The 10,726-nt window shown below is 59.9% G+C and carries 10 protein-coding genes; 2 read left to right on the forward strand and 8 right to left on the reverse strand.

From position 1 onward, the window contains the following. Positions 1 to 172: 172 nt before the first annotated feature. Genes IEQ42_RS26990 through IEQ42_RS27005 form a run of 4 tightly spaced genes read right to left on the reverse strand, consistent with a single transcriptional unit; the run spans position 173 to position 6,456 of the window. Positions 173 to 1,537 carry a heavy metal sensor histidine kinase gene (locus IEQ42_RS26990; RefSeq protein ID WP_210706169.1) on the reverse strand — a complete coding sequence of 455 codons (1,365 nt, stop codon included), beginning with the start codon at positions 1,535 to 1,537 and terminating at the stop codon, positions 173 to 175. After that, on the reverse strand, positions 1,527 to 2,204 hold the full coding sequence (locus tag IEQ42_RS26995) for a heavy metal response regulator transcription factor (protein ID WP_007916978.1): 678 nt from the start codon (positions 2,202 to 2,204) through the stop codon (positions 1,527 to 1,529). The genes IEQ42_RS26990 and IEQ42_RS26995 overlap by 11 nt, the downstream gene beginning before the upstream one ends. A gap of 8 nt (positions 2,205 to 2,212) precedes the next feature. After that, on the reverse strand, positions 2,213 to 5,314 hold the full coding sequence (locus tag IEQ42_RS27000) for a multidrug efflux RND transporter permease subunit (protein WP_210706170.1): 3,102 nt from the start codon (positions 5,312 to 5,314) through the stop codon (positions 2,213 to 2,215). Then, positions 5,311 to 6,456, reverse strand: a complete 1,146-nt coding sequence (locus IEQ42_RS27005; protein ID WP_210706171.1) for an efflux RND transporter periplasmic adaptor subunit — start codon at positions 6,454 to 6,456, stop codon at positions 5,311 to 5,313. The genes IEQ42_RS27000 and IEQ42_RS27005 overlap by 4 nt, the downstream gene beginning before the upstream one ends. A gap of 329 nt (positions 6,457 to 6,785) precedes the next feature. Between IEQ42_RS27005 and IEQ42_RS27010 the strand changes: the two genes are divergently transcribed. Next, positions 6,786 to 7,091, forward strand: a complete 306-nt coding sequence (locus IEQ42_RS27010; protein ID WP_210706172.1) for a type 1 fimbrial protein — start codon at positions 6,786 to 6,788, stop codon at positions 7,089 to 7,091. A 111-nt stretch (positions 7,092 to 7,202) separates the two neighbouring features. Next, complete coding sequence (locus tag IEQ42_RS27015; RefSeq protein ID WP_047303058.1) at positions 7,203 to 7,442, forward strand: hypothetical protein; 240 nt, start codon at positions 7,203 to 7,205, stop codon at positions 7,440 to 7,442. A gap of 188 nt (positions 7,443 to 7,630) precedes the next feature. On the opposite strand, the gene IEQ42_RS27020 is transcribed toward IEQ42_RS27015, so the two are convergent. The 4 genes from IEQ42_RS27020 to IEQ42_RS27035 form a co-directional block, all read right to left on the reverse strand. Then, positions 7,631 to 8,380 carry a YkgJ family cysteine cluster protein gene (locus tag IEQ42_RS27020; RefSeq protein WP_210706173.1) on the reverse strand — a complete coding sequence of 250 codons (750 nt, stop codon included), beginning with the start codon at positions 8,378 to 8,380 and terminating at the stop codon, positions 7,631 to 7,633. A gap of 83 nt (positions 8,381 to 8,463) precedes the next feature. Continuing rightward, entirely contained in the window at positions 8,464 to 8,790 is a 327-nt protein-coding gene (locus IEQ42_RS27025; protein ID WP_150592683.1) for a hypothetical protein, read from the reverse strand. A 151-nt stretch (positions 8,791 to 8,941) separates the two neighbouring features. Next, on the reverse strand, positions 8,942 to 9,424 hold the full coding sequence (locus IEQ42_RS27030) for a GNAT family N-acetyltransferase (RefSeq protein ID WP_228732052.1): 483 nt from the start codon (positions 9,422 to 9,424) through the stop codon (positions 8,942 to 8,944). 3 nt (positions 9,425 to 9,427) lie between these two features. After that, positions 9,428 to 10,330, reverse strand: coding sequence for a chemotaxis protein CheV (locus tag IEQ42_RS27035; RefSeq protein ID WP_042560964.1), 903 nt, complete (start codon positions 10,328 to 10,330; stop codon positions 9,428 to 9,430). Positions 10,331 to 10,726: the final 396 nt, after the last annotated feature.

The following is a 10,726-nucleotide window of genomic DNA, read 5'->3' on the forward strand; positions in this document are numbered from 1 at the left end:
TCCAAAACCAGGCAAGCCGCATCCCGTTTGAAATCTGTCGAAAAATAGCGTCTGGTCAAATCACACCTCGTCGTTGGGCGTAGATTACCGCCCTTTAGGGGTGTCCAGAATCATTAAGCCAGATCAGGTCAGTCCCCTCTCCCTCCGGGAGAGGGTTAGGGTGAGGGGCTTTTCAAACCGGCAAACAAATCCCAAAGGTATTCATCCCCCGATCACTGCGCACAAACACATCCCCGCCATGCATCAGCGCAATCGCTTTCACGATCGCCAGCCCCAGCCCATGGTTGTTCCCACTGTTGCTGCGCGACGCATCCACTCGATAGAAGCGTTCAAACAAACGCGGCAAATGCTCACTGGCAATCGGCGAACCGGGGTTGGCCACACCAATACTCACCTGATGCTCTTGAACCTCGATTCGCACCTCGATCACTTGACCCGCTTCAGTGTGCTGCACCGCGTTACTCAGCAGATTGATCAACGCCCGACGCAAATGCGCGACCTCGATCTGCACCTGCGCATCGCCGCTGACCTGCACCTGAACCTGCGCGTCTTCGAAAATGAAATCCAGATACTCCAGCGTGGTTGCCACTTCATCGGCCAACGATGCCGACGTCAGTTTGGTCGCCTTGTTGCCCTGATCCGCACTGGCCAGAAACAGCATGTCGTTGATGATCGAACGCAGCCGTTCCAGCTCTTCGAGGTTGGATTGCAGCACTTCGAAGTAATGTTCGGCTGAGCGTCCGCGCGTCAATGCCACCTGGGTCTGGCCGATGAGATTGGTCAGCGGCGAACGCAGTTCGTGCGCCACGTCGGCGTTGAACGACTCCAGTCGCGAATAGGCCATTTCGACCCGTTCCAGCGTCGAGTTGAACGAGTCGACGAACTGTTCCAGCTCCGGTGGCAATGGCGACAATCGCAAGCGACCGGCTCGCAGCGGCGGGGTCAGGCGTTGGGCTTCGTGGGACAGTTTGATCAGCGGCTTGAGGCCGATCCGCGCCACCCAATACCCCAGCGCCGAGGCCAGCAGCACGCCGACAATCGCCAGGCTGATCAAGGCGATCAGCAATTGATGCTGGGTCTGGTGAAAGGTCTCGGTATCGATGCCGATCATAAAGCGCAGCGGCGGACGCTGATCCTTGGCAGGGAACTGGCTGACCAGCACTTTCAGCGGAAAAGGCTGATCCGGCAATTGCAGGTCACGCATGCCCAGCGGACCATTGGCGAACTCGCGAATCTGCGGGGTCAAACTGCCGTATTCGTACTGCGGATCGCCACTGCTTATCCAGAAACTGATGCGTTTATCTTCTTCGCCCAGCAACTTGAGTTTGTTGTTGATCTTCACCCAGTGCTCTGGGGTGCCGAAGCGGCCGACGGTGGATTCAAGCACGCTATAGCGCGCATCCAGCTCGGCTTCCGGTAACAAGCCCAAACCTTTATCGACCTGCTGATACAGCGCGCCGCCGATCAACAGGAACACCAGCAGCGCCACCAGCGTGAACATCCCGCTCAGGCGCAGGGCGATCGAGTTACTGGACACCACGACTCTCCAGCACATAACCCATGCCACGAATGGTGTGCAGCAGTTTCTCGTCGAACGGCCCGTCGAGCTTGGCGCGCAGGCGTTTGATCGCCACCTCGACGACGTTGGCATCGCTGTCGAAATTGATGTCCCAGACCATTTCGGCGATGGCGGTTTTCGAGAGGATTTCACCCTGGCGGCGGGCGAGGACACTGAGCAACGAGAACTCCTTGGCGGTCAGGTCCAGGCGCGTGCCGGCGCGAGTCGCCTTGCGGCTGATCAGGTCTATCCACAGGTCGGCGATGCTCACCTGCACCGGCTCATGCCCGCCACTGCGCCGGGTCAGCGCCTGCAGGCGCGCGACCAGTTCGAGGAAGGAAAACGGTTTGCCGAGGTAATCATCGGCACCGTCGCGCAAGCCTTTGATCCGGTCTTCAACCCGCTCGCGGGCGGTGAGCATGATCACCGGGGTTTGCTTGCGCGCACGCAATGCGCGCAGCACGCCGAAGCCGTCGAGGCCCGGCAACATGACGTCGAGGACGATCACCGCGTAGTCACTTTCCAGCGCCAGGTGCAGGCCTTCGACGCCGTCGCGGGCCAGGTCCACGGTGTAACCCTGTTCCGTCAGACCGCGGTGCAGATAGTCCGCAGTTTTTTCCTCGTCTTCGATAATCAGAACGCGCATGACCCGCCTCAGTCTGTGGTCGCCAACGCCGGTACGGGCGCAGGTTTGGGTCTATGGAAAAGTCGCTCAAGCCACAAGTATATGACCGGCGTGGTAAACAGCGTCAGCATCTGGCTGACCAGCAAGCCGCCCACTACCGCGATCCCCAGCGGTTGGCGCAGTTCGGCGCCGGTGCCGTAGCCGAGCATCAGCGGCAAGGCACCGAGCAGCGCGGCGAGAGTGGTCATGATGATCGGCCGGAACCGCGTGATGCATGCCTCGAAAATCGCATCCTCTGGTGACATCCCGCGTTGACGTTGGGCTTCGAGGGCGAAGTCGATCATCAGGATGCCGTTTTTCTTCACAATGCCGATCAGCAAGACCAGCCCGATCAGCGCCATGATCGAAAAATCCTGGCCGCAGATCCACAACATGATCACCGCGCCCAAACCCGCTGCCGGCAAGGTCGAAATAATCGTCAGCGGATGCACGAAACTCTCATAAAGCACACCGAGAATGATGTACACCGCCACCAGCGCCGCGAGAATCAGCCACGGCTGACTGGCCAGCGAACTCTGGAACGCCTCCGCCGCACCCTGGAAGTTGCCGCTGATCGCGGTCGGCATGCCGATTTCGGCCTTGGCCTGATTGAGCAAAATCACCGCATCGCCCAGCGCCACGCCGGGCGCCAGGTTGAACGACATGTTGGCGGCCGGAAACATGCCGTCATGGGCAATCGACAGTGGGCCAATGGTCGGTGCATCGAATCTGGCCAGCGCCGACAGCGGCACCATTTCCCCGCTCAGCGGCGAGCGCAGGTAGAAATAATTCAGGCTTTCGGCCCTGCCGCGCTGCCGGGTGTCCAGCTCCAGAATCACGTTGTACTGGTTGACCTGAGTCTGGAATTCATTGATCTGGCGTTGGCCGAACGCATCGTAGAGCGCCTCGTCGACATCGCTGGCAGTCAGGCCGAAACGCGCCGCCGCGCTGCGGTCGATGCTGATGTGAGTGATGCTGCCGCCCAGTTGCAGGTCGTTGGAAATGTCGCGAAACGCCGGGTTGCTGCGCAGTTTTTCGGTCAGGCGCTGGGTCCAGGTGGCGAGGGTCGCGCCGTCGTTGCTCTTGAGTACGTACTGGTACTGCGCGCGACTTGGGCCGGAGCTGAGGTTGATGTCCTGGCCGGCACGCAGGTAGAGCACGATGCCGGGGACTTTCATCAGTTGCGGACGAATCCGGTCGATGAACTGGCTGGCGCTGACGTCACGGTCGCCGCGTTTCTTCAGGGCGATCCAGAAGCGCCCGTTGGCGATGGTCTGGTTACTGCCGGAAACACCCACCGAGTGGGAAAACGTCTGCACCGCCGGGTCGGCGGCGACGATTTCGGCCATAGCCAAGTGTTTTTTCACCATGTCGCCGTAGGAAATGTCCGCAGCGGCTTCAGTCGTACCGAGCACGAAGCCAGTGTCCTGCACCGGGAAGAAACCCTTGGGGATAAAGATGTAGCCGGCGATGGCCAATGCGAGGGACAAGCCGAATACGCCGATCATCAATTTCTGGTGGGCGAGGGCGCGGCGCAGGCCTTTCTCGTACCAACCGAGCAAGCGTTCACTAAAGCCCGGTTTCGCGTGGGCGTGATGTACCGGTTTGCGCATGAACAGCGCCGCAAGAGTCGGCGCCAACGTCAGCGAAACCACCACGGAAATCATGATGGTCGAGGTCGCGGTCAGGGCAAACTCCTTGAACAGTCGCCCGACCACGCCGTCCATGAACAACAGCGGAATAAACGCTGCCACCAGCGAGAAACTGATCGAGACCACGGTGAAGCCGATCTCGCCTGCGCCTTTGATCGCCGCCTCGCGCATATCATCGCCGGCCTCCAGGTGCCGGTGAATGTTTTCCACCACCACAATCGCATCGTCGACCACAAACCCCACCGCCACCACGATGGCGACCAGGGTCAGGTTGTTCAGGCTGAACCCGAGGATGTACATCAGCGCGAAACTGGCGATCAGCGACACACCGAGCACTGCCGAGACAATCAGCGTCGCCGACAACTGACGCAAAAACAGCGCCATCACCGCCACCACCAGCAGGATCGCGATCAACAGAGTGATCTCGACCTCGTGCAGCGAGGCGCGGATGGTCTGGGTGCGGTCGATCAGTACGTCGACCTGCACGGAGGCCGGCAGCATGGCTTCGAGGCCGGGCAGGGCGGCTTGAATCCGGTCCACGGTCTCGACGATGTTGGCGCCCGGCTGGCGCGAGATCACCAGGTTTACCCCCGGCCGATCACCCGCCCACGCTTGCACATAATCATCTTCCGAACCGTTAACAACGCTGGCGACATCTCTTAGGTGAACCGGGGCGCCATCCTTGTAGGAAACGATGAGTTGGCTGTATTCCTCGGGATGGAATAACTGGTCGTTGGTCGACAGCGTGGAAATACTCGACTCGCCGTACAGCGCACCTTTGGCCAGGTTGAGGCTGGTTTGCTGAATCGCCAGACGAATGTCGGCGAGGGTCAGACCGATGGCCGCGAGTTTATCCGCCGAAGCCTGAACGCGAATCGCCGGACGTTGCTGACCGGTAATGTTGATTTGGCCTACACCGTCGATCTGACTGATCTGACGGGCCAGCAGGGTTTCCACCAGATCGCTGAGTTCGATGCCAGGCATCTGCGTCGAGCTGACACTCAGGATCAGCACAGGGCTGTCGGCGGGGTTGACCTTCCTCCAGGTCGGCAGCGTCGGCATGTCCTTGGGCAGCTTGCCGGCGGCGGTGTTGATCGCCGCCTGAACTTCCTGCGCGGCCGTGTCGATGCTTTTGTCGAGGCTGAACTGCAGGGTCAGCAGGGTTGAGCCCAAGGCACTGCTGGAAGTCATCTGGGTCATGCCGGGGATGGCGCTGAATTGCACCTCCAAAGGCGTGGCCACGGACGAGGCCATAGTGTCGGGGTTGGCACCGGGCAATTTCGCGGACACCTGAATCGTAGGAAATTCCGCTTCCGGCAGTGGGGCGATTGGCAAGCGCGGGAAGGCAAGGATTCCGACCAGCACCAGTGCGAGGGTCAGCAGAATCGTCGCCACCGGGTGGTCAATGCACCACGTCGAAATCCCTTTGTGCGCCTTCATGGTTTCGGCTCCGCCTGCACCACTTGCGGCGGCTCGGTCATGACTTGCACGGTCGAACCGGGTTTGAGTCGCGACTGGCCATCGGTCACCAGCACGTCACTGGCCTTCACGCCTTTGATGATGTCCTGACCGCTGCCCTGATAAACCATCTGCACTTGCACGGCTTCAACCTTGTCGCCATTCACTCGGTAAACGAAGTGTTGGTCGAGACCGCGTTGTACGACCAGCGCACCTTTGTCGAGGGCCGTCTGAATTTTTACCGTCACCAGCAGGCCCGGCCAAAGCTTCTGGCTGGCGTTGGCGAATTCGGCTTTGGCGCGGATGGTGCCGGTGTTGGCGTTGATCTGGTTGTCGATCAGGGTCAGGTGACCTTCGCCGAGCAGGTTGCCGGTTTCGCCGTCGGTGTCGGCGCCGATGTAAGCCTTGACCTGTGCGTGTTGCGAGTCGTTGATCAGGCCTTGCAGGGTCGGCAGCATTTGCTGTGGCAGGGAGAACTCCACGGCAATCGGGTCGATCTGGGTGACGGTGAACAGGCCCTGGGTGTCGGTCATGCGCAGGAAGTTGCCCTCATCGACTGTGCGAATACCGACGCGGCCAGTGACCGGGGAGCGAATCTGCGTGTAGGAAAGTTGTACCTGCGCTGCATCAATCGATGCCTGGTTGCCTTTGGCGCTGGCCTTCAGTTGGTTGACCAGAGCCTGTTGCTGGTCGTAGGTCTGCCTGGAGACGCCGTCATCGACGCTGAGCAGTTTGTAGCGTTTGAGGTTGACCTGGGCGACTTGCAGTTGCGCCTGACTCTCGCCGAGTTGGGCGCGGGCCTGGTCGAGGCTGGCGCGGATCGAGCGGTCGTCGATGGTGGCGAGCAGGTCGCCTGCTTTGACCAGTTGACCTTCTTTGACGAGGATTTTGGTGAGGGTACCGTCGATTTGGGGGCGTATGACCACGCTGTGCAGGGACAGCACCGAGCCGATGCCGCTGGTGTAGCGGGGGACGTCTTTTTCGCTGACGGCGATCACTCGCACCGGGATGGCGGTAGGGGTGGCGAGTTTGGTAGGGGCAGGTCGGGTTGCAAACCACAGGCCTGCGGCAGCCAGGGCGATCAACAGGGTGGCTAGCAGGGCTTTATGTTTTTGGATTCGCATGCTTTTTGGGCGCCGAGGTTTGGAGTTTGGGCAGATTGGGTAGGTTATAAACCAGTGCGGGGGTCAGGAGGGTGACGGCTAGCTGTCCTGGCTGTCAGTTTCGGACTTATGTGGACAGCTACTCCTGAGAGAAGCCAGCCGATGCGCGTTTCTGATCAAGATCAAGGGCTGCAGCAGGGCTTGCGCTGATCCTGTTGAGCGGTGGGGGGGGCTTGATCATTTCTGAATCTGAACTCCCGTTCACCGTTCTAAAGATCCGCTCCCGCCAGCGGATACACGTTGTATACCCCAGCCATTATCGCTGCGGGTCTCTTCGGGAGTGTCCTGCAATGAAGTTCAAAACTGTCATCTCCAGTGTGCTCGTTTTACTTCCGCTAACGGTCTGCGCCGCGCCTCAGCCCCTCTCTGGCGAGATCCGCTTCACCGGGCAAATCGTCGATTCCGGATGTGAAGTCGGGCGAGTGGGTGCGCTGGTGGCCAGCGAATCCCGGCAGATCGAACTCAAGCCAGGGGTGAAGGTTGATGTAGACACTTACCGCAACGCTTGCAGCCGTGGGGCGTTGCCGTTTTCCATGACCTATGAGCCGCTGAAAACCTCCACCGACAATGGCATCGTGACCATCAATTACCTGTAAGCCGTTCGGCGTGCGGTGCAAATCTTCAGGTGCCGAGCCACGGCGCGCAGGTATACTGCGCCCCTTCGCGGCTCACTTACCGGGCGCGACTTTTCGTTTTGCGGAGCTTTCATGACTTCCCCGATCCAACCGCCGGTTGACGACGCTGTGAGCGATGTCCCGGCCGATATGGCCGACGCCAGCGATTCCAAAGCCGAGATCCCGGCATTCAAGTTCCCGTTCAAGCCGGGCGAACTGGCAGGTGCCAAAGGCTCTAACCAGCCGTGGTACAAGAACGGCGCCAAGAACGGCCACACCAAGAGCCCAGGCATGGCGCCGCCGGGCACCCGTCGTTCGATGGGCAAGCGCTGACTTTTCCTTCGGGGAATTGCATTGGGTTGCGCGGGTTTTTGAGGGCGGCGACAGGTTTGGGATTGAGGTCGCCTTCACTGGCCCCTTCGCTGGCATTTCCGGTTGTTCACTTAGTTGATGTACGACACAAAACCCTGTGGGAGCTGGCTTGCCAGCGATGAGGCCCGAACACCACTCGAGTATCTGTATCAAGCCGCCCGCAACGAAATGAACGCATAGGTCAGCGCCGGCTCCGTCACCACCCGCGCGCCCGCCGCCCGCACTTGCCCGGCCACATCATCCCCGGACAAATGAAACAGCCATTCACTGGTCTCTTCGCTCAATGGCTGCGCACTCACCTGATCAATCATCGCCGCAAAAGCGTCCATATTCGGCAAATACGCGGTAAACCCGTCGCCCTTGAGCGCCGTGGTCCGGATACCCAGCGCAGCGCAGATGGCATCCTTTGTCCGAATGTCATCACGATCAGCCTGACGCGAACGCTGAATCAGCTCGATCAGTTCTTGATCGACCAGTTCGCCACCGACGATCAACACAGGTCCCTGTTCCCACGATTCGGGCGGGCAATCCTTGGCGGCAGGGTTGAGCGGGATATGCGGATTGATCTCCGCCGGATAAATCCGACATACCAACGGTCGACGTTCGTAGATGCGGCACAGCTTGTCTTCGTCAAGATTCCGGCAAGGGCCGACGTTGTACGCGGCAAAGGTGATCGCCACATGCACGTCCGATGCGCCGCTGCGTACCAGAGCCGAACGCCGTTCGGCATGTTCACGCTGCTGCGCCGGCAAGCCCAGACCGTTGCCGAGAAAAGCCTCTACCAGCACGATCACCTGACCACCGTCGGCCGCCCACATGCGGGCTTCGGCGAGGGTCAGGGGAACATGGTGGTCGGTGCAGCACTTGCCGCAGCCTACGCAGGAAAACGTCGTATTCATTGAACGATCAATCTTCAATCAGGGTGTGAATCAGCGACGTAAAGCCGCCATGGGGTCACCGATCGAAGCAAGTTATGCGCCATTCATTGGGTTTTGGCGGTCGGGCGGATCGAGTCCCATTCGGTGACGAATGCGGTTTTCGATTTTTTGTTGTACAGGCACAGCTCGGTGCCTTGTTGGCCTTTCATGTGTTTCTGCGGATATTGGCCTTGCAGCAGCACGGCGGTGTAGCCGACGCGGTCGTCGAATTGCGCGGCATTGCCGACTGGTTTGGCGTTCTTCAAACCGCTGGCTTTGGTGCAACTGGCAAGCACGGTTTTGTCGTAGGCAGCCCAGGCGTCAGGGCTGGACGCGTGGGCGTTGGAGGCGAGGGCGGTGAGGCAGATGAAGCTCAGGGTAGTCGCTTTCATGGTTTTGGCATCCTTGTAGTGGCAAGGGTTGGAGTATGCCTGAGAGCGAAAAGTTGTCTTTGAGGCCGCCATCGCTGGCAAGCCAGCTCCCACAGGTATTGTGAGCGGCGCCCATCTCTGTGGGAGCTGGCTTGCCAGCGATGACGCACGGTCAGGTTGGCACCAACTCCCGGCGGACTACGTACATTCCGGCACTTTCATACAATCGCTGTGCCCGCAGGTTGTCTTCCAACACTTTCAAATCGACAAACCCTTCGCGCCGTTGCTGAAACGCCTTGAATGCATTCAACAGCAATGCCCGGCCTAATCCTCGACCCTGGGCGCGCGGATGCACCACCAGATTCTTGATGTACGCACTCGTCCAGCACTGCGCCACACCAACGACACCCTCGGCATCAATGGCAATGAAACACAGAGCCGGGTCATATTCCGGATCGCGTTCAAACCGTTGCTGCCAGACCTCCAGCGCCGGTACCCGGCCGCCACCTTCGCGGTGACCGAGTTGCATCAAGTCATGCACGGCGCCAGCCAGTTCCGGGCGATAGGTGCTGATTTCAACGCCCTGCGGCCACAAGACATCCGGCACGTCTGCACTCAGATCGCGCCGCAGCAAAAAGCAGTAAATCTCGCCCAAGAGTCAATAACCGTTGGCCGCGACGTGTTTGGCCGCTTCGATCAGGCGTTGGGTCAGCTCCGGCGAGGAGAACTTCGTCAGCACTGCATTGGCCCCGGCCAGTCGTGCCTTTTCGCTGTTCATCGCGCTGTCGAGCGAGGTGTGCAGCAGCACATAGAGATGGGCGAAATCCGGGGTCTCGCGCAGGGTGCGGGTGAAGGCGTAGCCGTCCATCTCGGACATTTCGATGTCGGAGACGATCAGGTTGATCTGCTGGGCGGTGCCCTGCAAATCGAGCAGGCAGTCGATGGCTTCCTTGGCGCTGCGTGCGGTGTGGCATTGCAGGCCGAGATTGCGCAGGGTATGCACCGATTGTTGCAGCGCCACCTGACTGTCGTCGACCACCAGAATCCGCGCGTTGCCGAGGACGTCGGCGTCTTCCATGGTCAGGTCGGTCGGGGCCATTTCGATCTGCGCCGGGGCGATGCTGTGGATGACTTTTTCGATATCCAGCACCTGCACCAGCGTGCCGTCCACCGAGGTCACCCCCGTGATGTAGGCGCGTGGCCCGCCGGAACCGAATGGCGGTGGTTTGATGTCGGTGGTCAGGCAGTGGACGATTTTGCTCACCGCTTGAACGTGCAGGCCCTGTTTGGAGCGGCTGACGTCAGTGACGATCAGACAGCCCCCGTTGGGGTCTTCCAGCGGTCGCTCGCCGATGGCGCGGCTGAGGTCGATGACCGACAGCGCGGCACCGCGCAGGGTGGCGATGCCTTTGACGTGCGGATGCGACTCCGGCAGCTTGGTCAGCGGCGGGCAGGGAATGATTTCACTGACTTTCAGCAGGTTGATCGCCATCAGCTTGCCGCTGCGCAAGGTAAACAGCAGAAGCGAAAGTGAATCTGCGCGGGCTTTGTTGGAAGACATAAAAACCTTCTGTGGAAAAAGGTGATGGGCGAGGGTGGAAATCGCCAGAAACTATTGATGCCGGGTTATCGGCGCTAATGGGGTGGGCTTTAGGTCAGTTGTCGGGTGGCGTTGCGTTCCAAAGCCAAAGCCCCTCACCCCAGCCTTCTCCCGGAGGGAGAGGGGGCCGATTGGGGGATGCTTGAAGAATCCGCCGACCTGATCTTGCTCTGCTGAATCCAGAATCGACTCAATCTTTCAGGTCGACGTATGGCGAAAGACACCTCGGTTGATCTGGCTTAATGATTCTGGACACCCCTAAAGGGCGGTAATCTACGCCCAACGACGAGGTGTGATTTGACCAGACGCTATTTTTCGACAGATTTCAAACGGGATGCGGCTTGCCTGGTTTTGGAT

This window comes from Pseudomonas iridis (assembly GCF_017980685.1).
GTDB lineage: Bacteria > Pseudomonadota > Gammaproteobacteria > Pseudomonadales > Pseudomonadaceae > Aquipseudomonas > Aquipseudomonas iridis.